21 protein-coding genes are annotated in these 22,807 nt (G+C 57.1%); 12 read left to right on the top strand and 9 right to left on the bottom strand.

The features are described 5' to 3' along the window. Positions 1–58 precede the first annotated feature (58 nt). The 3 genes from fzlA (at position 59) to ACR0DG_RS14285 (ending at position 3,911) form a co-directional block, all read left to right on the top strand. Complete coding sequence (fzlA, locus tag ACR0DG_RS14295; protein ID WP_480700354.1) at positions 59–724, top strand: FtsZ-binding protein FzlA; 666 nt, start codon at positions 59–61, stop codon at positions 722–724. A 73-nt stretch (positions 725–797) separates the two neighbouring features. After that, positions 798–1,835, top strand: a complete 1,038-nt coding sequence (queG, locus tag ACR0DG_RS14290) for a tRNA epoxyqueuosine(34) reductase QueG (RefSeq protein ID WP_480700355.1) — start codon at positions 798–800, stop codon at positions 1,833–1,835. A 72-nt stretch (positions 1,836–1,907) separates the two neighbouring features. Next, entirely contained in the window at positions 1,908–3,911 is a 2,004-nt protein-coding gene (locus ACR0DG_RS14285; RefSeq protein WP_480700356.1) for a hydantoinase/oxoprolinase family protein, read from the top strand. Between the two features lie 22 nt (positions 3,912–3,933). On the opposite strand, the gene msrA is transcribed toward ACR0DG_RS14285, so the two are convergent. Together msrA and msrB are read right to left on the bottom strand one after the other, a co-directional pair. Then, on the bottom strand, positions 3,934–4,443 hold the full coding sequence (msrA, locus tag ACR0DG_RS14280) for a peptide-methionine (S)-S-oxide reductase MsrA (RefSeq protein ID WP_480700357.1): 510 nt from the start codon (positions 4,441–4,443) through the stop codon (positions 3,934–3,936). After that, positions 4,440–4,889 (bottom strand): peptide-methionine (R)-S-oxide reductase MsrB, encoded by a 450-nt coding sequence (msrB, locus tag ACR0DG_RS14275; RefSeq protein ID WP_480700358.1) that lies wholly within the window; start codon positions 4,887–4,889, stop codon positions 4,440–4,442. Before msrB ends, msrA begins: the two co-directional genes overlap by 4 nt. A gap of 145 nt (positions 4,890–5,034) precedes the next feature. Here msrB and ACR0DG_RS14270 point away from each other — a divergent pair, with 145 nt between their 5' ends. Then, a complete protein-coding gene (locus tag ACR0DG_RS14270) occupies positions 5,035–5,556 on the top strand; it encodes a glutathione peroxidase (protein ID WP_480700359.1) in 522 nt (173 codons plus the stop codon). On the opposite strand, the gene ACR0DG_RS14265 is transcribed toward ACR0DG_RS14270, so the two are convergent. Then, positions 5,532–6,419, bottom strand: coding sequence for a DMT family transporter (locus ACR0DG_RS14265; RefSeq protein WP_480700372.1), 888 nt, complete (start codon positions 6,417–6,419; stop codon positions 5,532–5,534). The genes ACR0DG_RS14270 and ACR0DG_RS14265 overlap by 25 nt on opposite strands. A gap of 170 nt (positions 6,420–6,589) precedes the next feature. Here ACR0DG_RS14265 and ACR0DG_RS14260 point away from each other — a divergent pair, with 170 nt between their 5' ends. Next, entirely contained in the window at positions 6,590–6,823 is a 234-nt protein-coding gene (locus ACR0DG_RS14260) for a hypothetical protein (RefSeq protein ID WP_480700360.1), read from the top strand. A gap of 60 nt (positions 6,824–6,883) precedes the next feature. Here ACR0DG_RS14260 and ACR0DG_RS14255 read toward each other — a convergent pair whose 3' ends face one another. The 4 genes from ACR0DG_RS14255 to ACR0DG_RS14240 all read right to left on the bottom strand — a co-directional run bounded on the left by ACR0DG_RS14255 (position 6,884) and on the right by ACR0DG_RS14240 (position 11,567). Beyond that, positions 6,884–7,171 carry an HU family DNA-binding protein gene (locus ACR0DG_RS14255; RefSeq protein ID WP_039533371.1) on the bottom strand — a complete coding sequence of 96 codons (288 nt, stop codon included), beginning with the start codon at positions 7,169–7,171 and terminating at the stop codon, positions 6,884–6,886. Between the two features lie 130 nt (positions 7,172–7,301). Beyond that, positions 7,302–8,765 (bottom strand): AMP nucleosidase, encoded by a 1,464-nt coding sequence (locus tag ACR0DG_RS14250; protein WP_480700361.1) that lies wholly within the window; start codon positions 8,763–8,765, stop codon positions 7,302–7,304. Then, the gene (gene ade / locus ACR0DG_RS14245) at positions 8,762–10,564 is read right to left on the bottom strand and encodes an adenine deaminase (RefSeq protein ID WP_480700362.1); all 1,803 of its coding nucleotides are present in this window, start codon (positions 10,562–10,564) and stop codon (positions 8,762–8,764) included. The genes ACR0DG_RS14250 and ade overlap by 4 nt, the downstream gene beginning before the upstream one ends. 127 nt (positions 10,565–10,691) lie before the next feature. Next, on the bottom strand, positions 10,692–11,567 hold the full coding sequence (locus tag ACR0DG_RS14240) for a LysR family transcriptional regulator (protein ID WP_480700363.1): 876 nt from the start codon (positions 11,565–11,567) through the stop codon (positions 10,692–10,694). Positions 11,568–11,685: 118 nt separating this feature from the next. Between ACR0DG_RS14240 and ACR0DG_RS14235 the strand changes: the two genes are divergently transcribed. Both ACR0DG_RS14235 and ACR0DG_RS14230 read left to right on the top strand, forming a co-directional pair. Further along, positions 11,686–12,441 (top strand): class II aldolase and adducin N-terminal domain-containing protein, encoded by a 756-nt coding sequence (locus tag ACR0DG_RS14235; RefSeq protein ID WP_480700364.1) that lies wholly within the window; start codon positions 11,686–11,688, stop codon positions 12,439–12,441. A gap of 46 nt (positions 12,442–12,487) precedes the next feature. Continuing rightward, positions 12,488–13,462 (top strand): sterol desaturase family protein, encoded by a 975-nt coding sequence (locus ACR0DG_RS14230; protein ID WP_480700373.1) that lies wholly within the window; start codon positions 12,488–12,490, stop codon positions 13,460–13,462. On the opposite strand, the gene ACR0DG_RS14225 is transcribed toward ACR0DG_RS14230, so the two are convergent. Further along, positions 13,459–14,406: a GlxA family transcriptional regulator gene (locus tag ACR0DG_RS14225; protein ID WP_480700365.1), complete on the bottom strand. Its 948-nt coding sequence runs from the start codon at positions 14,404–14,406 to the stop codon at positions 13,459–13,461. The two genes, ACR0DG_RS14230 and ACR0DG_RS14225, sit on opposite strands and share 4 nt — an antisense overlap. A gap of 77 nt (positions 14,407–14,483) precedes the next feature. On the opposite strand from ACR0DG_RS14225, the gene ACR0DG_RS14220 reads away from it, so the two are divergent. From ACR0DG_RS14220 to ACR0DG_RS14210, 3 genes are read left to right on the top strand one after another with little or no spacing between them, the layout of a single operon-like run. Then, positions 14,484–15,644: an acyl-CoA dehydrogenase family protein gene (locus tag ACR0DG_RS14220; RefSeq protein ID WP_480700366.1), complete on the top strand. Its 1,161-nt coding sequence runs from the start codon at positions 14,484–14,486 to the stop codon at positions 15,642–15,644. Further along, positions 15,641–17,659, top strand: a complete 2,019-nt coding sequence (locus ACR0DG_RS14215) for an acetate--CoA ligase family protein (RefSeq protein ID WP_480700367.1) — start codon at positions 15,641–15,643, stop codon at positions 17,657–17,659. Before ACR0DG_RS14220 ends, ACR0DG_RS14215 begins: the two co-directional genes overlap by 4 nt. Beyond that, positions 17,656–18,435 (top strand): carnitinyl-CoA dehydratase, encoded by a 780-nt coding sequence (locus tag ACR0DG_RS14210; RefSeq protein WP_480700368.1) that lies wholly within the window; start codon positions 17,656–17,658, stop codon positions 18,433–18,435. Before ACR0DG_RS14215 ends, ACR0DG_RS14210 begins: the two co-directional genes overlap by 4 nt. Here ACR0DG_RS14210 and ACR0DG_RS14205 read toward each other — a convergent pair. Further along, positions 18,432–19,064: a class I SAM-dependent DNA methyltransferase gene (locus tag ACR0DG_RS14205; RefSeq protein ID WP_480700369.1), complete on the bottom strand. Its 633-nt coding sequence runs from the start codon at positions 19,062–19,064 to the stop codon at positions 18,432–18,434. The two genes, ACR0DG_RS14210 and ACR0DG_RS14205, sit on opposite strands and share 4 nt — an antisense overlap. A gap of 90 nt (positions 19,065–19,154) precedes the next feature. On the opposite strand from ACR0DG_RS14205, the gene ACR0DG_RS14200 reads away from it, so the two are divergent. Together ACR0DG_RS14200 and katG are read left to right on the top strand one after the other, a co-directional pair. Further along, positions 19,155–20,000 (top strand): SDR family oxidoreductase, encoded by an 846-nt coding sequence (locus tag ACR0DG_RS14200; protein WP_480700370.1) that lies wholly within the window; start codon positions 19,155–19,157, stop codon positions 19,998–20,000. A 238-nt stretch (positions 20,001–20,238) separates the two neighbouring features. Then, entirely contained in the window at positions 20,239–22,440 is a 2,202-nt protein-coding gene (katG, locus tag ACR0DG_RS14195; protein WP_480700371.1) for a catalase/peroxidase HPI, read from the top strand. Positions 22,441–22,807: the final 367 nt, after the last annotated feature.

Below are 22,807 nucleotides of genomic sequence, written 5' to 3'. Positions count from 1 at the left end.
AAACAAAGCCCTCTCAAGGCTAAAGCTGGTTGGTAGTCACTGGTTCGATTGGAAGCTCATGGCGCGTCTGTTTCACGTTCCCCTCTCACCTTATTGTCGCAAGGTCCGTCTGTCGCTGGCGGAAAAAAAGATCGAAGTCGAACTGGTCGAAGAGAAATACTGGGAAAAAGATCCGGATTTCATGCGGCGTAACCCGGCCGGGAAGGTCCCGGTGCTGCGATTGGACGGCAAGGTGATGTCTGAAAGCGCGGCTATTTGCGAGTATATCGAGGAGACGCGCCCCGAACCCGCGTTGATGCCCAAAACGCCGGAAGCCAGGTTTGAAGTACGTCGGCTGGTGGCGTGGTTTGATGACAAGTTCCATCACGAGGTCACGTCAAAGCTGTTGTATGAACGTGTAAATAAGAAAGTGACTGGCGAAGGGTATCCTGACAGCAAGAATGTCAAAGAGGGCGCGCGGGCGATCAAGTATCATTTGGATTACATGAGCTGGCTGCTGGATCACCGACGGTGGTTGGCAGGGGATCAGATGACCCTGGCGGATTTTGCGGCTGCCGCACATTTGTCGGCGTTGGATTACATCTCGGACGTGGACTGGAACCGATCGCAGGCGGTCAAGGATTGGTATGCCAAGATCAAGTCCCGCCCGGCGTTCCGGTCCATACTGGCAGATCAGGTCCCCGGGTTTAGGCCACCGCCCCATTACGCAGATTTGGATTTCTGATAGGCTGAGGAGGGGGGCTGTCTGCCCCCCATCGCGCCGGGGCGCGATTCCCCCCGAGGATATTTTTGGCCAGATGAAGAGCGGATCGGGTTTAAAAGACAGACTGGTTGCACAGGCGCTGAGCGAAGGCTTTGTGTCCTGCCGGATATGCCGCCCTTGGGACGTTCCTGACGTGCCGACGCAACTGGCGGCATTTTTGAAGGCCGGATATCATGGGCAGATGGGGTGGATGGCGGAACGAACCCATTGGCGTGGAAATCCTTCGGAACTTTGGCCTGAGGCGCGATCTGTGATCATGTTGGCAGAGAGTTATACTCCGGACCATGATCCGACCGCCATTCTGGACCATCCGGAAAAAGGTGCCATTTCGGTTTATGCGCAGAACAAGGACTACCATGACCTTGTCAAAAAGCGGCTTAAACGATTGGCGCGCTGGTTGATCGCCGAAGGTGGTGGGGAAGTTAAGGTTTTTGTTGATACGGCACCGGTGCCAGAAAAGGCGCTGGGTCAGGCTGCGGGACTGGGATGGCAGGGCAAGCACACGAATCTTGTCAGCCGGGAATGGGGCAATTGGGCTTTTTTAGGCTCTGTTTTTACGACAATCGATCTTCCATCCGATATTGCGGAAGTGGATCACTGTGGGTCGTGTCGGGCATGTCTGGATGCGTGTCCGACCGATGCTTTTCCAGCGCCTTACCAACTGGATGCGCGACGGTGCATTTCTTATCTGACCATTGAACACAAGGGCCCAGTGGACGAAGAGTTGCGCGGTCAGTTGGGCAATCGGATCTATGGCTGCGATGACTGTCTGGCGGCTTGCCCCTGGAACAAGTTTGCGGTGACGGCCAGCGATTTGCGCTATGCGGCGCGGGAAGATCTGGTCGCGCCGCCCTTGGCCGAACTTGCTGAGTTGGATGATCCGTCCTTTCGCGCCAAGTTTTCCGGCTCACCCATCAAAAGGATCGGGCGTGACCGGTTCGTGCGTAATGTTCTGTATGCAATTGGGAATTCCGGATCTGCAGAGTTGCGGTCCGTTGCGCAGAAGTTGACGCAGGATTCCGATCCAACGGTTGCAGATGCAGCGCGCTGGGCGGTTAATCGGCTTGCATAATTGACGCAAACAGGCTGGACGTGTCGGTCCAAACCGCTACACCCAATCGCAGCGAACAGGAAGGAGACCCAGATGGCGCTGGCTTTGGGTGTGGATACAGGCGGAACCTACACGGACGCGGTTCTGGTGCGGGATGAAACCGAGGTGATCGCCTCGGCAAAGTCTTTGACCACGCGGGCGGATCTTGCGATTGGGGTAGGCAAGGCGATATCGGCCGTATTGCAGCAGGCGCAGGTATCGCCTGAGCAGATCGCTATGGCCTCGTTGTCGACCACATTGGCCACAAATGCGCTTGTCGAGGGGCAAGGCGGTCGCGTCGCGCTGGTGTATATCGGCTTTCAGAACAGCGATTTGGACAAACACGGATTGAAAGACGCGTTGAAAGGCGATCCGGCGTTGGTCATGGCCGGAGGACATACTCATGCCGGTAGCGAAGCCGCCCCGTTGGATGTTCACGCGTTGGACATCTTTTTAGAGTCTCACAAAGGGGTTTCGGGTTTTGCAGTGGCGTCTAAATTTGCCACGCGAAACCCAGCGCATGAATTGGAAGCAGCCCGGATTATTACCGAGAAAACCGGCGCGCCGGTGACGTGTTCACATCATTTGTCTGCCAAGCTGAACGGGCCTAAGCGTGCTGTGACGGCTGTCTTGAACGCGCGGTTGATCGGAATGATTGACCGTCTGATCGGCAGGGCACAAGACCAGTTGATCGAGCTGGGCATCACTGCACCGATGATGGTTGTGCGTGGGGATGGCGCGTTGATGAGTGCGGAACAAGCGCGGGAACGTCCGATTGAGACCATCCTAAGTGGTCCGGCTGCATCCATTGTTGGTGCAAGTTGGATGACTGGCGCAAAAAATGCTCTGGTGTCGGATATCGGCGGCACGACAACCGATATTGCGCTGATCCGGGATGGAAAGCCGGCGATCGACCCCGACGGCGCGCGGGTCGGGGGATTTCGGACCATGGTCGAGGCCGTGGCGATGCGCACGCATGGTCTGGGGGGTGACAGTCAAGTCCATGTTGTGTCTGAGGGCTTGGGGGGCGGGGTGTTTCTTGGCCCACGGCGTGTTCTGCCTGTTTCGCTGATTGCGACAGAAGACCCGGAGGTCGTGCATAAGGTTCTGGATGCCCAATTGCGCGCGACAACGGTGGGCGAACACGACACTCGCTTCGCCCGTCGTGTACTAGGCATTCATGCCGAAGGTCTGGGTCCTCGGGAGGAGGGGCTGTTAGAGCGGCTTGGCGACAAGGTGACGCCGGTCAGCGACTTGCTGCGGACACGCATGGAAAGTGGGTCTTTGTCCCGGCTGGTGGATCGAGGGATTGTTCAAGTTTCTGGCGTAACCCCGTCGGACGCAAGCCATGTATTAGGCCGTTTGGACGCGTGGGACCGGGAAGCTGCCCGCAAAGCATTGGAGCTTGTTTCACGCAAGCGCGTCGGGTCAGGGGATGTTCTGGCACCCAGTGCGGAAAAACTGGCTGAGATCATCGTTGATCAGCTGACAGAGCAGACAGCATTGACTTTGTTAGAGACTGCTTTTGCCGAAGAAGAGGACAGTTTTGGTGTACCTGCCGCTGATCTTGCGCGGCATGTCCTGACACAAAGGGGGTTGCGCAGGCATCGGGGATTGTTGGCTTTGGACGCCGCGTTGAACGTGGACGTCATTGGTCTGGGCGCATCCGCGCCAAGTTATTACCCGGCAGTTGGTAAGCGGCTGCATTGCCGCATGGTGCTGCCTGAACACACAGGTGTTGCGAATGCCATAGGGGCAGTTGTGGGGCGTGTGACGCTGCGCCGGTCAGGAACGGTGACATCGCCGTCAGAAGGAAGATACCGGGTTCACCTTGAGAATGGACCAGAGGACTTTAGCGAAGCAGACAAAGCGCTGGCCGTTCTTGAGGCCGCATTGCGGGACGAAGTCGAAACTGCGGTTCGGGATGCCGGCGCTGCGGATATTCGTGTGATCGTTGACCGCGACGTTCGCACAGCCCGGATTGAAGCCCAGGAGGTTTTTGTCGAGGGCCTGATCACTGTCGAAGCCAGCGGTCGTCCTCGGGTTGCGGTGGGATAGCCCCTTTGCAGGGGCTTCCCCGTTATTCGGCCGCGTCGCGCTTGGGTAGGATCCAGTCTCCACGTGGGAAATGGCAGGTATACCCGTTCGGGATACGCTCAAGATAGTCTTGATGCTCGGGCTCGGCGGTCCAGAAATCGCCGACAGGCTCTACCTCTGTCACGACCTTACCGGGCCAAAGACCGCTGGCGTTCACATCCGCGATCGTGTCCAGCGCAACTTGTTTCTGCGTCTCGTCCGCATAGTAGATCGCCGAACGATAGCTCATCCCGCGATCATTGCCTTGGCGGTTGATCGTTGTGGGGTCGTGAATCTGAAAGAAGAACTCCAGCAGTTCGCGATACGTGATCTGAGTGGGATCGAAATAGATCTCGATACCTTCGGCGTGGGTGCCATGGTTGCGATAGGTCGCGTTGGGCACGTCGCCGCCTGTGTACCCGACGCTTGTACGGGAAACACCGGGCAGTTTACGGATCAGGTCCTGCATGCCCCAAAAGCAGCCCCCGGCCAATACAGCACGTTGTTCGGTCATTGGATGTCCTCCACATGTATCAGGTAATCACCATAGCCTTCGGCGTCCATGTCATCGCGATGGATAAACCGCAGCGCGGCGGAATTAATGCAATATCGTAGCCCACCATGTTCGCGCGGACCATCGGGAAACACATGACCCAAATGACTATCGCCGTGTTTTGACCGGACCTCGGTCCGGATCATACCCAGTGTTCGGTCGGTGAATTCCTCGACGTGCTCATGTACGATGGGCTTTGTAAAACTGGGCCAGCCGCAACCGGACTCGTATTTGTGGGTCGAGGCAAATAGCGGCTCGCCTGACACGATGTCCACGTAAATCCCCGGTTCCTTGTTGTTCAATAGCTTACCAGTGCCAGGGCGCTCGGTCCCGCTGTTTTGCGTAACGTGGTATTCCTCGGGCGATAGGGCGGCGATGGCTTCGGGGGATTTGGTGTATTGGGTCATGGCTCCTCCGGTCGGTTATTTGACGCTGTCCCATTATTTGGGCGCTGACACCGGGAAATCAAAGCATGTTTTGCTGTTCTCGCGGCCTCGTGCTTTGATCCAGTGATGCAATTCGGGCGTATACTAGGGCAAAGGAGGCCCGGTTATGCTTCGTGCGGTGATATTGGCAGTTTTAATTCTGGTTGGTCGGATTGCTCTGGCTGCCCCATTAACAGGACAGTTTGCGTCGATCGATGGCGGTACGATTTCGATCGAGGATTGGCGCGGCCAACCGGTTCTGGTGGTTAACACGGCCTCGCATTGCGGGTTCACCGATCAATATTCAGCCCTTCAGCAAGTCCATGACGCCTATTCCGCACGCGGTTTGGTCGTGCTGGCCGTGCCGTCAGATTCGTTCAACCAAGAGCTTGGCTCGGCAGAAGAGGTAAAAGAATTCTGTGAATTCAACTATGGCCTGACGCTGCCGATGACGGATATCACCCCTGTCAAAGGGGGCGATGCGCATCCTTTCTATCGCGACGTTGCAGAGCAGACCGGTTTCGTGCCCAGCTGGAACTTCAACAAAATCCTGCTGGATCCGCAGGGAACGGTGGTCGCGACTTTCGGCGCTGGCACCGAACCGGATTCGCGTAAAATTCTGTCTCAGGTCGAGGCCTTGCTGCCCTGAACAGGCTGGCGTGAGAGCTGGACGGCGAGGATCCCGGCGGTTGTAATCAGAACCCCGACAGCGTCCAGCGGCCCAAGTTTTTCACCTAGCAACAGCGCGGCGATCGTCACACCGAAGACCGGGTTGAGAAAATGGAAGGTCGCGGCCCGGGTTGGTCCGATCCGGTCCAGCAGGTGGAACCAGATCAGGGTGGCCAGAAGGCCGGGGAATAGTGTGGTGTAGGTGAACGCCAGTGCCAGCGGTACGGTCAGATGGATGTGGATCGTTTCAAACAGCGGTGCGGCACAAAACAAAACAAATGATCCCACCAACATCTGCAGCCCGACTACCATCATGAAGTTTCCACCGGACGTGGCGCCGCGAACCGCCAGGGTCGCGAATGTCAGTGCCAAAGCTCCGATACCACAAAGCATAACACCGAAGAGATCAATGCCCGCACCGATCCTGCTGCTCATGATCAAAGCGACCCCGGCAAATCCGGCAAAGAGCCCCAGTATCCCCAAGGGTCGCAGCTTATCCCCCAGAAACAGCCAGCTGGCCAAGGCCACCAACAGCGGCATGGTCGAGGCGATGATGGCGGCGACGGATGCCTCAATCGTCTGCATTGCATAGAAATTCAGACCCAAATAAAGGGCGTTTTGGCAAATTCCGAACAAGATGGTCGCGTATAATTGTGACCGCGACAACCGCCAGCTTTGACCCATCACGCGGGCAATAGCCACGCCAATAAGCCCGGAGATGAGAAATCGCAGCGCCAATGAGAATAGAGGGGATGCGTCCGCGACGATGATCCGCGCCGAAGTGAAGGCCGACGACCAGATCAGTGCAAATGTCAGCCCCATGGCCATGGCGCGCAGATCCATCGCCACTCCCCCTCCCGCAATTGCGGGCACTGTTTCTCAATTCCGGCAAAGTCGCAAGAACCCGCCGCTCATACGTGCACAAGAAACGGCGATCCATACGGCAAACATTGAATTGGCGGAAGTCGTTCGCGCCCTAGTTAGTATGAAAAGCGATCAGGGCCCGCAGAGATATGTTGGAAGAAAAACGCAAAGATCTGGATTCGGAGAAACAGAAGAAGCTTTTGTTGCGTCTTGTCGGCGAACTGAGCCAATCCTCGCCGGATCTTTATTATCAGTCCACGACTGAGATCGCCGCTTGTCTGGAAAATTACATACGCCGTCAGGCCAAGTTGACGGCTGATGACCGATCTCTGCTGGCCCGGTTAAGTCGGCGGGACATCGAAGTTATGTTGAGCCTGCACTAAGGCAAAGAAAAAGGGCCCCCAAACGGCGGCCCTTGATCGTATCGCAGTGACGGCTTGGGGTTAGCCGTTCACGCTGTCCTTGAGGGCTTTCGCGATGGTCATTTTGACCACCTTGTCGGCCTCTTTCTTGAACTGCTCACCGGTGGCGGGGTTGCGCACCATGCGCTCGGGGCGCTCACGGCAGTAGATTTTGCCAACGCCGGGCAGGGTAACGGCACCGCCGGCGGACACTTCGCGGGTGATCAGGCCAGTCATGGCCTCCAGCGCAGCATTCGCGGCTTTCTTGTCGGTCCCCATTTCCTCAGCGAGAGCAGCAACCAGCTGAGTTTTAGTCATAGGCTTTGCCATTTCTTGGTCTCCTTAACGTGCCCGATAGTTTGGGCCTCACCGCGTAACTGTAACGGGATATTGTGGTCGAACACAACGAATAGTAGCGCGGAAAACCCTAAAAATATGGGCGAATCGTTGCTTTTTTGCTTCAGAGAAAGGCCGTTTCGTCGAAAGAACGCAATTTCCGGCTGTGTAAACGCTCTAGCGGCATCCCACGCAAGTGTTCCATCGCGCGTATCCCAATCGCCAGATGTCGGCTGACCTGGGTGGTGTAAAACGCCGAAGCCATGCCAGGCAGCTTTAATTCACCATGCAGCGGCTTGTCCGAGACGCACAGAAGTGTCCCGTAGGGAACACGAAACCGATAGCCATTTGCAGCGATCGTTGCGCTTTCCATATCCAGCGCAATGGCGCGTGACTGGCTGAGACGTTGTACCGGGCCTGATTGATCGCGCAGCTCCCAGTTTCGGTTGTCGACCGAGGCGACGGTGCCGGTGCGCATGATCCGCTTCAGCTCATACCCTTCCAATTCGGTGACTTCGGCGACGGCCCGCTCCAACGCGACCTGTATCTCGGCCAGCGGCGGGATCGGTACCCAAACAGGCAGGTCGTCGTCCAGCACCTTGTCTTCGCGCAGATAGGCGTGGGCCAGCACGAAATCTCCCAGCGCCTGTGTGTTGCGCAGGCCGGCGCAGTGGCCGACCATCAACCAGGCATGTGGGCGCAGAACCGCGATATGGTCGGTGGCGGTTTTGGCGTTGGACGGTCCGACCCCGATATTGACCAGCGTTATACCAGACCCGTCGGCGCGCTTGAGGTGATAGGTCGGCATCTGCGGCAGCTTTAGCGGTTGTTCCAAAACGCCGTCCGCCGTCGTAATCTCGATATTCCCGGTCGAAACGAAGCTGGTGTAGCCACTATTTGCGTCCGCCAATTGTTCGCGCGCGTAGTTTTCGAATTCTGACACGTAGAACTGGTAGTTGGTGAACAGAACGTGGTTCTGAAAATGGCCCGGATCGGTTGCGGTGTAATGAGACAACCGCGCCAGTGAATAATCCACACGCTGCGCGGTGAACAATGACAGAGGGCCGTCTTCGGCTTCGTGATCGTGCACACCGTTGACGATGTCGTCGTTTGTCGTTGTCAGGTCCGGTACGTCGAATACATCGCGCAATGTAAAGCCAGCGGCACCCTGATGCGGAACAACCAGATCCGGGTTGTTGGCAACTGCAAAATGAACCGGGATTGGCGTGTCAGACGCACCAATTGTCACCGGCTGGTCGTGGTTCTTGATCAACAACGCAATCTGCTGCTGCAGATACGCGCGAAACAGGTCGGGGCGCGTCACGGTTGTCGCATGCGTGCCCGGTTCCGACACATGACCAAAACTCAGACGGCTGTCTACTTGGGCGTAAGAGGTCGTTTTGATGCGAATCTCTGGGTAATAGGCTCTGAATCGCTCAGTCGGTGTGCCGACTTCCATCGCTTTGCCAAAATTGTCACAGAGGAAGGCTGTTGCCTTTTCGTACAGCTCTTCAAGCCGGGCGACTGCAGCCACAGGATCAGTGAATTTTTCGGGGTTCGGGACGTCAGGTGTTCTTATTATTGTCATGCCAAAGGTTCCAGCAGGTCGATTTTTTCAAAAGTTCGCACATCGACCAGCCCCAGATCGGAAATGCGTAATTCCGGTATCACCACAAGGGCCAGCAGCGAGTGCTGCATATAGGCGTTGTTCAAGTTGCAGCCACATGCCTGCATGGCCTCGACCATCCTGTCAGCCTTGGCGGCCACGTCCGCGGCCGGGCTGTCCGACATCAGCCCTGCGATGGGCAGCTCTACCAGTGCCAACTCTTCTCCATCGCGGAAAATAGTGATGCCGCCACCCACTTCGGCCAGACGGTTTGCGGCCAGTGCCATCTGCGCGCGGTCTGTGCCGACTACGATCATGTGGTGGCTGTCATGTGCAACGGTTGAGGCCATCGCCATACGGCCCTGATACCCAAACCCTGAGACAAAGGCGTTTGTGACACCTCCGGTTGCGCGATGCCGTTCGACCAGCGCGATCTGACAAACGTCGCCGTCACCTTCAACCAGTCCGCCGATGATCGGCAGTTCTGACTTCAACGCTTTGGTCGGCGCCTGGTTTTCAACAACGCCAATGACATTGGCCTGCACGCGATTTGCGCCGGGCGGTGCCTTGATCTGAAAATCGGTGTCTGTCAGCGCATGCCCCAAATGCACCGTATTGCGCGCCGTCGACGGCCAGTCGAGATGGGGGCAATCTACCTTGATGTGGCCATCCTCTGCCACAACCTGACCTCGGGCGATGACCAATTCGATGGGCAGCTCTATCAGGTCAGAACTGAGGATGATATCCGCCCGCCGCCCCGGTGTGATCGAGCCGATCTCGCGTTCCAGCCCAAAATGGGTCGCCGTATTGATCGTAGCCATTTGCAAAGCAATCAATGGGTCACAACCGTAGGCTATCGCATGGCGTACAACGCGGTTCATGTGGCCGTCATTGACCAGTGTGCCGGAATGGCAATCGTCCGTACACAAGATGAAGTTGCGTGGATCCAACCCTTTTTCTGTCACTGCGGTGATCTGGCTTTCCACATCAAACCACGCAGATCCCAACCGCATCATCGAGCGCATCCCCTGACGCACACGCGCGATTGCGTCGGCCTCGCATGTGCCTTCATGGTCGTCAGCGGGGCCGCCCGCCACATAGGCCGCGAAATTGGGCCCCAAATCCGGCGAGGCGTAATGACCGCCAACCGTTTTGCCAGCCCGCTGCGTGGCTGCGATCTCGGCCAGCATCTTGGGGTCGCCATTGATGACACCGGGGAAGTTCATCATTTCACCCAAGCCAATAATGCCCGGCCATGACATCGCCTCGGCCACGTCATCTGGCGTAATTTCATACCCTGTCGTCTCGAGACCCGGTGCCGAAGGTGCGCAGGACGGCATTTGGGTAAAGATGTTGACCGGCTGCATCATGGCCTCGTCATGCATCATGCGCACCCCGTCGAGGCCCAGCACATTGGCGATTTCATGCGGGTCTGTGAACATGCTGGTGGTGCCATGTGGAATTACGGCGCGCGCAAACTCTGCCGGGGTCAGCATCCCGGATTCGACATGCATATGTGCATCGCACAACCCGGGCAGCATGTAGCGCCCTTTGGCTTCGATCAGTTGCGTGTCCGGTCCGATGCAGTGTGACGCATCCGGTCCGACGAAAGCGATGCGCCCTGCCGCAATGGCCACGTCGTGATCGGGCAAAACCTCGCGGCTGTGCACGTTCACCCAAACACCGCCGCGGATAACGGTGTCCGCAGCCTCTCTGCCAGCGGCGACTGCAATCAAACGAGGGGCGGTTTCGGGCCAGCTAGGGAAGGGCGTAAACTCCATGGCTCAACTTTTCTGAATGTTTGAAAAGGTTCAACCCCTGCCGAACATCTATCATGAAACCGTCACGCAGCGCGTCAGCGCTGCCGGGCCCAACCAAAGGCATTGCCTTTGGGCGGGAGTATCTTGGTCACGCGCCGATGTCTTTTCCAATCTCGCGCCGCACCCAGTCAGCGAACAACAACGCGCCCGGCGTTTCCTCGGCCTGAGGGGATAGCAATAGATAGTATGCCTCTGGCATCTGGGCGCGGTGCTGGAAGGGGGCAATCAAACGTCCTTGTTTGATCAGTCCCTGCGCGATCGTATCATGTGCCAGGCAAAGCCCACCGCCCGCCATCGCTACCGATAGGCTGACCAGATAGGTAGTGGAATACGTGATGGGCGGTTTTTCCCATATTAGAGACTGTTCTTCGACCCAGTTTTGCCAATTTGACAGTAGGTTCGAACAATCGAACAAGGGGTACTGTTGCAGGTCATCCATTGTCACCTGATACTCCGGCGCACAGACCGGGTAGTATTGATCGGTACGCAAAAGCTCGGTTCGGACGGTGTCCGACGGCCTTAGCGAGTACCGTATTTCAACGGCCGCACCTTCGGCCATTTCGCGCGGCTCCCACAACTCGGTGAAAAGGTTGAGCTGAATGTCAGGATGCTCGAGGCGAAAGGCCGGTAGTCGTGGTGCCAGCCAGTTGACCGCAAAGGTGATGTTACACTGTACTTGCACCGCATTTTGCTGCGCACCCGTCACGGCCTGGGTTCCACGCACCAGCGTGCGGAACGCCTCGCGCACCACTGGCAAATAGGTGATGCCCGCCTCGGTCAGTTCCAACGCGCGTGGGCGGCGCAGGAACAGCGGCTGGCCCAGATAACCTTCCAGCGACTTGATCTGTTGGCTGACCGCACTTTGGGTCATGTTCAGATCCCGGGCCGCGCCGGTAAAGGACAGGTGGCGTGCGGCGGCTTCGAATGTGCGCAGCCACCCCAGCGGCGGAAGCTGTTTCTGCATGTGCATAACCCTGCCATTAGTTCAACTTATGAATTACTCACGTTTTTTTCGTTGGTCAAACGATCGCGACGCGGGCACGATTTTTGCAAGTATCCATCCACTCAGACAGGAGCTTGGAATGAGCGTCGCCAATCTGCGCCCCAACATCGATCACTGGAATGAACGTGTTGACCTAGCTGCCACCTTCCGTTGGACCGAGCGGCTGAACATGCACGAAGGTGTCGCCAACCACTTTAGCCTTGCTGTGAATGAAAGTGGCACGCAGTTCCTGATGAACGCAAACCAGATGCATTTCGCGCGGATCAAGGCGTCGAACCTGCTTTTGCTGGATGCCAACGACCCCGACGTGATGAACCAGCCGGGTGCGCCCGATCCAACGGCTTGGGGGCTACACGGATCAATTCACCGTCACTGCCCGCATGCACGCTGTGTGATGCACGTCCATTCGATCTTTGCCACGGTGCTGGCGTCATTGGCGGATAGCACACTGCCCCCGATCGACCAGAACACCGCCACATTCTTCAACCGCTACGTGGTTGATCAAGAGTTTGGCGGGTTGGCTTTCGAGTCTGAAGGAGAGCGCTGTGCTGCGATGCTGTCGGACCCAAAGAAAAAGGTCATGATCATGGGCAATCACGGTGTGCTGGTCATTGGTCGTGACCCTGCCGATGCCTTTAATAGACTCTACTATTTCGAGCGGGCGGCAGAAACGTATATTCGCGCTTTGCAGACCGGTCAGCCGTTGCGTGTATTGTCCGACGAGATTGCAGAAAAGACCGCGCAAGAGTTGGATGATTACCCCGATCAGGCCGACGCGCATCTGCGTGAAATCAAAGCTTTGCTGGATGCCGACGGCGCAGATTACGCGACCTGACCTCTGCCAAAAAACAGGAGTGAAGACTGTGACGGACAAATCTCCGATGCAGGACATGAGCCGCGAGTGGAACTATCATCCGGATCTTCCGCTTTATAACCCTTCGATCTTCCGATGGCCGCCCAATCCCGCCTTTCTGCTGGGTTGGCTTGCCCGAAATTGGCTGACGCTGAGCGAACGTGTGCTTATGGTCGGCCTTGCGATTGCGCTATGGGCGCTGTTCTACCCGTCACTTGAGACCGCCAAGACCTTTGCCTTTGGGTGGGTTTTTCAGGTTTGGCTTGTGAATTTTGTCATGATCTTCGTCGTGGCAGGTGGGTTGCACTGGTATTTCTACATGCGCAAGGCGCAAGGTAAGCGGTTGAAATTCGAACGGCGCGATCAGGGCAAGAACAACAAGCTGTGGGATTTCAGTGACCAGGTTCTGGACAACATGTTCTGGTCATTGGGCTCAGGTGTCCTGCAATTGACCGGGTTTCAGGTGGTAACCATGTGGCTGATGGCCAACGGCTATGCGCCTGTCATCACTTTCGCCGAAAATCCGGTGTGGTTTGTTCTGTGGCTCATCCTGCTTCCGATGTGGTCAGCCTTTCACTTTTACTGGGTACACCGTCTGCTGCATCAGCCGTTTCTATACAAAAAAGTGCATAGTCTGCACCATAGAAACGTCAATATCGGCCCATGGTCGGGGTTCTCGATGCACCCGGTTGAACATTTCTTGTATCTGACCACACTGTGCATCCACTGGATTGTGCCATCCCATCCCATTCACCTGTATTTCCATATCGTGTTTCAGGGTCCGGGTGCGGCGATGACACATACCGGCTACGAAGAGCTGCTGATCCGTGACAAACGGCGACTGGCACTTGGAACCTTTTATCACCAACTGCACCACCGGTATTACGAGTGCAATTACGGCAATCAGGAAATGCCGTGGGACCGCTGGTTTGGCACCTTTCACGATGGATCGGACACCGCCACTGCGGAAACGCGAGCCCGGAAAAAACGCATGTTTGGCTAGTTTAGGGTCGATCTTAGAGCGCGCGGTGTTGTACCAAACTCGGCGCGAAATGCTCGGGTCAGTGCGCTTGGGTTTTCATAACCGGTGCGCAGGGCAATTTCGCTAACGGTCAAATCTGTCTCGGCCACCAGCTTGCGGGCCAGGTTCAGACGCAATCGGCGGTACACCTGTGCAGGTCCGGCGCCAAGTTCGGCCTGCATTCGCAATGCCAACGCCTTTTGTGACCGACCCACACGGCGCGCGATCTGAGAAATCGGTAAAGGGGCCTCCAACGTCTCCTGCATTATGGCCAGCGCTTTGTTGACGTACCCGCTGGTCGCACCCGCGCCACCGGAATGCGAGCGGGCGGAATCGCGGGTCATGAACAGCTGCGCGACTTCTAGCGCCAGCGCCTGACCATGATCTCGTCCGATCAGGTACAACACGAGGTCAAAGGCGGCCATTGCCCCGGAACAGGTGATGCGGTCGCGATCAATCACATACCGCTCGCGTTCTGCTTTGATTTCAGGGAAACGCTCGGTAAAACCGGTCAGTTCTTCCCAGTGAATGGTTGCGCGGTAGCCGTCCAGCAATCCGGCCAGCCCCAACAGCCAACTGCCGGTGTCCAGCCCGGCAAGAATGGGAAACCGGGCCGTGGCTGACCTTAGACCTGCCAGTGTTTGCCAACCGCCATGGGACCGGAATCCGTATGAGGGCATGACCATCAAAGTGTTCCCGCTTGCAGCTTGCAGCTTGCCATGTGGCGCGACCTGCAATCCCGAAGACGACGTGACTGGGCCGTACTCTAGCGACAAAAACTCCCATCTATATAAGGGCTTACCTGCAAGGGTATTTGCGGCCCGCAATGGCTCAACCGTGTTCGCCAGGCAGTGATTAGAAAACCCGTCAAACAGCAGTATCCCAAATTGTTGTGTGGCAGAGGGTGATTTAGTCCATTCAGGCATGATGAACGTCTATTTTGGCATGATAAATTAATCAAGCCGCGTCAGAATTGAACCAATTCAAGATGCGGAGACCCAAGATGCAATATGGCTTGTCCGACGAACAGGAAATGATCGCTGCCACGGTCCGCAGCTTTGTCGAAAACGAAATCTACCCTCATGAAGAGTTGGTCGAGCGCACCGGCGAGGTTCCACATGAGATCGCGGAAAACATCAAGCGCAAGACGATTGAGCTGGGGTTTTACGCCTGCAACTTTCCCGAAAGCGTCGGTTGCGCTGGTTTGAACCACCTAGAATTCGCTTTGGTCGAGCGGGAGTTGGGGCGTGGGTCGATGGCGTTGAACCACTTTTTTGGTCGGCCGCAGAACATTCTGATGGCGTGCCAAGGCGACCAGGTTGAACGCTACCTTATGCCTGCGGTGCGGGGCGAAAAGATGGATGCGTTGGCCATGACGGAACCGGGTGCGGGCTCGGACGTAAGGGGGATGAAATGCGCGGCTGTGCGCGATGGTGGTGATTGGGTGGTCAATGGCACCAAACATTTCATCTCAGGTGCAGAACATGCCGATTTCATCATAGTGTTTATCGCAACGGGCGTGGATCAAACTCCGAAAGGCCCTAAGAAACGGATAACCGCGTTTCTGGTGGATCGCGGCACGCCTGGTTTCACCATTCGGGATGGGTATAAATCGGTCAGCCATCGTGGTTACAAGAACATGGTTCTGGATTTCGACGATTGCCGTTTGCCCGACGCGCAGGTTTTGGGCGAGGTCGATGGCGGGTTCGAGGTGATGAACACTTGGCTCTACGCCACGCGCATAACAGTTGCCGCCATGTCGGTTGGACGGGCGCGCCGGGCGTTTGATTATGCGTTGGATTATGCGGCCACCCGGGAACAGTTCGGTCAGAAAATCGGTAAATTCCAGGGTGTCTCGTTCCAGATCGCCGACATGATCACTGAGATTGATGCCGCTGATCTGCTGACGCTGGCAGCGGCGGATCGGTTGGACAAGGGCTTGCCTGCGAACCGAGAAATCGCGTCGGCGAAACTATACGCCTCTGAGATGCTGGCGCGGGTGACGGACGCGGCAATTCAGGTGCATGGCGGCATGGGTCTGATGGACGACTACCCACTGGAGCGGTTTTGGCGCGACGCGCGTGTCGAGCGTATTTGGGACGGTACAAGCGAAATTCAGCGCCATATTATCAGCCGCGATCTGCTCAGGGCGCTGGGCGCATGACAACGGGGCTGGCCCGTGCGCTGAACCCAAAGTCTATCGCCGTCATTGGTGGCGGTGCTTGGTGTGCGGCCGTCATCCAGCAAGCGCGAAAACTTGGCTTCGAAGGCGAGATTTGGCCTGTTCACCCAAAAGCCGCTGAGGTTGCTGGCGCGCGCGCATTTCCAACTTTGGAGGCGTTGCCTGCTGCGCCGGATGTGGCGTTCGTGGGGATTAACCGCCAAGCCACGATTCAAGCCGTTTCAGTTCTGTCGGCGATGGGGGCCGGTGGGGCCGTGTGTTTCGCATCCGGTTTTACCGAGGCAAAGGCCGAAGACGATCTGGGTGCCGACCTGCAAGAGCAATTGATTGCCGCGGCGGGTCGCATGCCGATTCTTGGGCCAAACTGCTATGGTTTTATCAACGGCCTGGAACGCGTGGCTGTCTGGCCGGATCAGCATGGGATGTCACGGGTAGACCAGGGCGTTGCGATCCTGACGCAAAGCTCGAACATTGCGATCAACATGACGATGCAGCAGCGCGCCCTGCCGTTGGCGTTTATGCTGACATGCGGAAATCAGGCACAGACCCATCAGGCCGAGATCGCCTCAGCTCTATTGGATGACGACAGAATTACCGCAATTGGTGTGCACATCGAAGGGTTTGGCGACCTTCGAAAATGGGAGGCACTGGCCGAAAAAGCCCGGCAGCGCAATATTCCGATCGTGGCGCTGAAGATAGGGCGATCCACCCATGCCCAAGCAGCGGCGATCTCGCATACGGCCTCGTTGGCGGGCGGAGATGCAGGTGCGCAGGCTTTTCTGGACCGTCTTGGCATTGCACGTCTGGATGATGTGCCAAGTTTTCTGGAATGCCTGAAGCTGTTGCATGTAACGGGGCGTCTGGATGGCAACGGAATTGGAACAATCAGCTGCTCTGGCGGTGAAGCCAGCCTTGCCGCTGATATGGCCGAAGGGATGTCCCTGCATTTTCCACCATTGAATGAGGCGCAGCAGGCTGAATTACGTGCGGCGTTGGGCCCGATGGTCGCATTGGCAAATCCGCTGGATTACCACACCTATATCTGGCGCGACACTCAGGCGATGACTCGCGCGTGGGCGGCAATGACCTGTGCGGAACAGACCCTAACACTGGCGATTGTAGACTATCCGCATACGGATGCGACCGATTGGGATTGCGCCACGCAAGCGGCCTTGAATTGCGTGGCGCAAACAGGACGTCCGTTTGCCGTTGCAGCCACTTTACCGGAGCTTATGCCGCAGGATGTTGCGCAGCGACTGATGGACGGAGGCGTGGTTCCTTTTGCAGGCCTGCGAGAGGCCCTAGTCGCCGTCGAGGCCGCCGCGCGCCCAAATCCACGTGCATCTGAACCCGTTCTGCTGCCCTCGACAGCAGAAGCGGACACAACCTTGACCGAGGCTGAGGCTAAACAAGACTTGGCCACCTTTGGCGTGAAGGTTCCGCGCAGTCTTGAAACTCTGGCATCTGTTCTGCCCAAGGATCTGGCAGGTCTGAAGAGCCCGTTCGCAGTCAAGGGCGTTGGGCTGGCGCATAAATCTGAACAAGGGGCGGTGCGACTGGGCGTAAAGAAAGAGGATGTCCGGCAAGTTGCAGCAGATATCGGCACACAGAGCGTTCTGATTGAGGAAATGGCTCCATCAGGTGTGGCCGAGTTGTTGATCGGCGTGACGCGCGATCCTGCGCACGGTTATGTTCTGACAATCGGGGCGGGCGGTGTTCTGACGGAGATTCTGCGCGACACGACATCATTGCTGATCCCGTCGACCAGAACAACCATCCGCGACGCTTTGGGCAAGCTTGCCTGTGCACCGTTGCTGACAGGCTATCGTGGGAAACCAGCCGCGAACCTTGATGCTGTGCTGGATACGATCGAGGCCGTGCAGGCCTATGTCATTGCCAACGCAGCCCATGTCAGCGAAGTTGAAATCAATCCGCTTATCTGCGCGCCGGATGGTGCGGTGGCAGTGGATGCCCTGATCCGAAAGGCACGTTCATGAATCCGGTCAAAACCAAGCGCGAGGGCGCAATACTCGAGGTCACTCTGGACCGTCCTAAGGCCAACGCCATTAATCTCGCCACCAGTCGTGTCATGGGGGACGTGTTTCGTGCGTTTCGCGATGACCCCGATCTGCGTGTGGCCATCGTCACGGGCGGTGGCGATAAGTTCTTTTGCCCCGGCTGGGATTTGAAAGCTGCTGCCGACGGTGACGCAGTTGACGGTGACTACGGCGTCGGCGGGTTCGGCGGCTTGCAGGAACTGCGGGATATGAACAAGCCTGTCATTGCCGCTGTAAACGGAATTGCCTGTGGCGGTGGGCTGGAACTGGCCCTGAGCGCTGATATGATTATCGCTGCAGATCATGCCAGCTTTGCCCTGCCGGAAATCAGATCCGGAACTGTCGCCGATGCGGCAAGCGTCAAGCTGCCCAAGCGCATCCCATATCATATCGCGATGGAACTGCTGCTCACCGGGCGCTGGTTTGATCCGGAAGAGGCTAAGAGCTGGGGTCTGATCAACGAGATTGTTCCCGGTGACCAGTTGATGGATCGTGCGTGGGAGCTGGCTCGTCTGTTGGCCAGCGGGCCGCCATTGGTCTACGCGGCCATTAAAGAAATCGTGCGCGAAGCCGAAGATTCCAAGTTTCAGGACGTCATGAACCGGATCACGCGTCGGCAATTGCCGACCGTAGATACCCTCTACGGGTCCGAAGACAATCTGGAGGGCGCGCGCGCCTTTGCCGAGAAACGCGATCCCGTCTGGAAAGGCCGCTAAACCCGTTCGAACAAGGCAATAAGCGCCGTGTCGTCCTTGTTGGGTCCGATGGCGAGGTCTCCGTATATCCGGACCTCGGGCAGGGCGAGGTTCTGTATCTGACCCTGAGCCAGCTTGTGCAGGGCCTCGGCAAAGCCCAGTTTTTCATAGTGCTGCGCGTTGATGGAAAGGGCGAATTGCGCACCCGGACGCGCGACACGCAATAGTGGCATCAACGCCTCGGGCCCCAAGTGGCCATGTGTGAATGTGCCTGATGACACAATACCCGAATAGCTTTCGCGAGGCACCGGGATTCCATCGTTCAGGTCTGCCTCGATCGCGTCGCGGTAGATATCCTTTCGCATGGCCTGTTCCAGCATCTCGGCGCTGATGTCGGTGGCGTCGATGGGCCCGACACCCAGACCGGCCAGAACGGCACCGCATAGTCCGGTGCCAGCGCCAACATCCAACACAGGTCCTTGCCCCCCAGCGCCAACAAAGGCGCGGGCTGCATGAATGTGAAGTTGGTAGTCTTCTCGCGCGGCAAAGCCTTCGTCGTAATCTCCGGCCCATTCGGCATAAAGCCGTTTATGGTCATCTGGGGTGTTCAGCGCGTAGGCTGCATGCAGATCGGGTGTTTTGTCACTCATGCCCAAAAGAAAGGCGCAACCAGGGATTCGAATCAAGTATCACGGACCAGGCGCTTGCATCTGCGCTGATTGCCGATCATCAATGGCGGCATGACAGGTACTCTTTTCTCGTTCGGCCATGGCTATTCGGCACAGGAATTGTCGCGGTCGCTGGCACCCAAGGATTGGCGGATCATCGGAACGACGCGCGACCCGGCGCAATCAGCAAGCTTGCGTGCTTCGGGGGCCGAGCCGGTAATCTGGCCGGGGCAGAAAATCGATCTGGACGGGGTAACGCATCTGCTGATCTCAACCGCACCGAAAGCAGATGGTGATCCGGTTCTGGCCGCGCTGAAAGACGAGATTTCAGAACGCGCCACGCAGTTCAAATGGGTGGGCTACCTTTCGACGACGGCTGTGTATGGAGACCATCAAGGCGATTGGGTTGATGAGAACACACCGCCAACCCCGACAGCGCAACGAGGCAAGTGGCGCGTACAGGCTGAACAGCAATGGTTGGGCGTTCCCGGATTGCCGACACACATATTCCGCCTCGCCGGTATTTATGGCCCCGGACGCGGCCCTTTTTCGAAACTCAAACGCGTTGGAATGCGTCGGATTATCAAACCGGGCCAGGTCTTTTCCCGCATTCACGTGACGGACATTGCGCAGGTGCTGGCAGCGTCCATGTCAAATCCCAATCCGGGTGCCGTATACAACGTCTGTGACGATGAACCGGTGCCTCCTCAGGATGTGATATCCTATGCTGCGGAATTGCAGGGCTTGCCGTTGCCCCCTGCCGTGCCGTTTGACGAAGCTGATCTGACACCGATGGCACGTAGTTTTTACAATGAAAACAAACGTGTCAGAAATCACAGGATCAAGGATGAGCTGGGTGTAACCCTGCAATACCCCAACTATCGCGTCGGGCTCAGATCCCTGATGCAGGGCAGCTAATTTCAAATCCATAGCTTTTAGTTATCAAAACCATCCATAAACAAAACTTTTTCGCATGGTTTGGCTCTGCTAGAAACAGTCGTGACAAGGCCCATGAGTCGCTGTTGCCCGTTCGGACTGCGCGAAATTTCGCCATGCGTTTAGAATGGATAAAAGTGTCATCTATATGTGTTCTTGATCGACCGAGTTTTTTTAGCGGTGCGTTTGCACCGGAATATTGCCAGGAATGGAGATCGTCATGGACGGAAGTGATAACCCCAACGCAGGTGGATGCCCTGTGATGCACGGCGCAGGAACCCGGTCTAACCGGGATTGGTGGCCGAACCAGCTGAACCTTTCGATCTTGCATCAGCACGGACCGGCTTCAAACCCGATGGGTGCCGATTTCAACTATGCCGAAGAGTTCAAGAAACTGGACATGAAGGCGCTGAAGGATGACCTGTATGCGCTGATGACGGACTCTCAGGACTGGTGGCCTGCGGATTACGGTCATTATGGCGGTTTGTTCATCCGTATGGCATGGCACAGCGCGGGTACGTACCGGACGGCGGATGGACGTGGTGGTGCCTCGACCGGGAACCAGCGGTTTGCACCGCTGAACAGCTGGCCAGACAATGGCAACCTCGACAAAGCGCGTCGTCTGCTGTGGCCGATCAAGCAGAAATACGGCAACCAGATTTCCTGGGCCGACCTGATGATCCTGGCCGGTAACTGCGCCATCGAGTCGATGGGTGGCAAAACCTTTGGCTTCGCCGGTGGCCGCGAAGACATCTGGGCCCCTGAGGAAGATATCTATTGGGGTACCGAAACCGAATGGCTTGCGCCGACCGACAACCCGCACAGCCGTTATTCCGGTGAACGTGATCTGGAAAATCCGCTGGCCGCTGTTCAGATGGGTCTGATCTATGTGAACCCCGAAGGCCCGGATGGTGAGCCGAACGTTCTGGCATCAGGCCACGATATCCGCGATACTTTTGGTCGGATGGCGATGAACGACGAAGAAACCGTCGCTCTGGTCGCAGGTGGTCACACGTTTGGTAAGGCGCACGGTGCAGGCGATCCGGATCTGGTCGGTCCCGAACCCGAGGCTGCCCCGATCGAAGAGATGGGCTTTGGCTGGATTAACAAGTTCGGTTCCGGCAAGGGCGACGATACCACTACTTCGGGCATCGAAGGTGCGTGGACCGCAAACCCGATCAAATGGGACAACGGCTATTTCGACCTGTTGTTCGGATACGAATGGAACCTGACCAAAAGCCCCTCGGGCGCCTACATCTGGGAGCCGATCGGCGTCAAAGACGAAGACATGGCCCCGGCGGCGCATGATCCGTCGAAAAAGGTCAAGACCATGATGACCACCGCCGACATGGCGATGCGCATGGACCCGATCTATGGCCCGATCTCGAAACGCTTCCACGAGAACCCGGAAGAGTTCGCAGATGCCTTCGCACGCGCCTGGTTCAAGCTGACCCACCGCGATATGGGCCCGCGTTCCAACTACATCGGTGAAGAAGCACCAACCGAAGAGTTGATCTGGCAGGATAACGTCCCCGCCGTGGATCATGACCTGATTGACGACGCGGATGTGACCGACCTGAAAGCCAAGATCGCGGCAACCGGTCTGTCGGTGTCTGATCTGGTCTCGACCGCATGGGCTTCGGCCTCGACCTTCCGCGGGTCGGACAAGCGCGGTGGTGCCAACGGTGCGCGTATCCGCCTTGCGCCGCAGAAAGACTGGGATGTGAACGAGCCGATGAAACTGTCCAAAACGCTGGATGCGTTGGAAGGCGTTCAGAAGGCGTTCAATGACGCGCAGTCCGGCGGTAAGAAAGTATCTCTGGCCGATGTGATCGTGCTGGCAGGTGCCGCAGGCGTCGAACAAGCGGCCAAGGCCGCGGGTCATGACGTTGAAGTTCCGTTCACCCCTGGTCGAACAGATGCCTCGCAAGAGCAGACCGATGTGGACAGCTTTGCCGTGATGGAGCCCATTGCAGATGGTTTCCGCAACTACCAGAAGGGCGACTATACCGTATCGCCAGAAGAGCTGTTGGTCGACAAAGCGCAGTTGCTGGCTTTGTCTGCGCCCGAGATGACAGCGCTGGTCGGTGGTCTGCGTGTCCTTGGTGCCAATTTCGGTGATACCAAGCATGGTGTCTTCACTGACCGTGTCGGTACGCTCAGCACCGATTTCTTCACCAACCTTCTGGATATGGGTACCGAATGGAAACCTTCCGGCAAAGGTGTCTATGAAGGTCGCGACCGCGCGAGCGGAGCGGTCAAGTGGACCGGTACACGCGTCGATCTCGTCTTCGGCTCGAACTCACAATTGAGGGCGCTGGCAGAAGTCTACGGTCAGGCCGATGCAGACGGGAAATTCATCAGCGACTTTGTGTCCGCCTGGAACAAAGTGATGAACGCAGATCGTTTCGATCTGAAATAAAAAGACCACCACTCACAAAACTGCGCCGCCTGGGGAGACCTCGGCGGCGTTTTTCTTAGCCACTCGCGAAGATACTGGAAGAGCGTTGGGCGCGATTCCGTCAGAATGCACCTTTGCTTTGTGCTGTCACGACCGAATAGGCGGAAATTCCACGCTATTCTTAAATCTAACATGTTGTTTTCATTAAGGTATGCGAGATTTTGCCGAGAAATGTGAAGTTTTTTCAAAATGGGGGTTGCAGGTCCCAGACCTAATCCGTAAATACCCCTTCACCGGCGCTGTTGAGGTGCTGGGACGCGGCGGAAGCGGCGGAGACGCATCGGAGAGACGGTGGGCATCTAGGGTTATTGATTAGGGCGGTGGCGCT

It is taken from the genome of Ruegeria sp. BG8, from assembly GCF_056538325.1.
This window is presented reverse-complemented; position numbering and strand designations above follow the sequence as displayed.

Coding starts and splice junctions, on each gene's coding strand:
- fzlA (WP_480700354.1), top strand. CDS start 59: ATGGCGCGTCTGTTTCACGTTCCCCTCTCACCTTATTGTCGCAAGGTC.
- queG (WP_480700355.1), top strand. CDS start 798: ATGAAGAGCGGATCGGGTTTAAAAGACAGACTGGTTGCACAGGCGCTG.
- ACR0DG_RS14285 (WP_480700356.1), top strand. CDS start 1,908: ATGGCGCTGGCTTTGGGTGTGGATACAGGCGGAACCTACACGGACGCG.
- msrA (WP_480700357.1), bottom strand. CDS start 4,443: ATGACCGAACAACGTGCTGTATTGGCCGGGGGCTGCTTTTGGGGCATG.
- msrB (WP_480700358.1), bottom strand. CDS start 4,889: ATGACCCAATACACCAAATCCCCCGAAGCCATCGCCGCCCTATCGCCC.
- ACR0DG_RS14270 (WP_480700359.1), top strand. CDS start 5,035: ATGCTTCGTGCGGTGATATTGGCAGTTTTAATTCTGGTTGGTCGGATT.
- ACR0DG_RS14265 (WP_480700372.1), bottom strand. CDS start 6,419: ATGGATCTGCGCGCCATGGCCATGGGGCTGACATTTGCACTGATCTGG.
- ACR0DG_RS14260 (WP_480700360.1), top strand. CDS start 6,590: ATGTTGGAAGAAAAACGCAAAGATCTGGATTCGGAGAAACAGAAGAAG.
- ACR0DG_RS14255 (WP_039533371.1), bottom strand. CDS start 7,171: ATGGCAAAGCCTATGACTAAAACTCAGCTGGTTGCTGCTCTCGCTGAG.
- ACR0DG_RS14250 (WP_480700361.1), bottom strand. CDS start 8,765: ATGACAATAATAAGAACACCTGACGTCCCGAACCCCGAAAAATTCACT.
- ade (WP_480700362.1), bottom strand. CDS start 10,564: ATGGAGTTTACGCCCTTCCCTAGCTGGCCCGAAACCGCCCCTCGTTTG.
- ACR0DG_RS14240 (WP_480700363.1), bottom strand. CDS start 11,567: ATGCAGAAACAGCTTCCGCCGCTGGGGTGGCTGCGCACATTCGAAGCC.
- ACR0DG_RS14235 (WP_480700364.1), top strand. CDS start 11,686: ATGAGCGTCGCCAATCTGCGCCCCAACATCGATCACTGGAATGAACGT.
- ACR0DG_RS14230 (WP_480700373.1), top strand. CDS start 12,488: ATGCAGGACATGAGCCGCGAGTGGAACTATCATCCGGATCTTCCGCTT.
- ACR0DG_RS14225 (WP_480700365.1), bottom strand. CDS start 14,406: ATGCCTGAATGGACTAAATCACCCTCTGCCACACAACAATTTGGGATA.
- ACR0DG_RS14220 (WP_480700366.1), top strand. CDS start 14,484: ATGCAATATGGCTTGTCCGACGAACAGGAAATGATCGCTGCCACGGTC.
- ACR0DG_RS14215 (WP_480700367.1), top strand. CDS start 15,641: ATGACAACGGGGCTGGCCCGTGCGCTGAACCCAAAGTCTATCGCCGTC.
- ACR0DG_RS14210 (WP_480700368.1), top strand. CDS start 17,656: ATGAATCCGGTCAAAACCAAGCGCGAGGGCGCAATACTCGAGGTCACT.
- ACR0DG_RS14205 (WP_480700369.1), bottom strand. CDS start 19,064: ATGAGTGACAAAACACCCGATCTGCATGCAGCCTACGCGCTGAACACC.
- ACR0DG_RS14200 (WP_480700370.1), top strand. CDS start 19,155: ATGACAGGTACTCTTTTCTCGTTCGGCCATGGCTATTCGGCACAGGAA.
- katG (WP_480700371.1), top strand. CDS start 20,239: ATGGACGGAAGTGATAACCCCAACGCAGGTGGATGCCCTGTGATGCAC.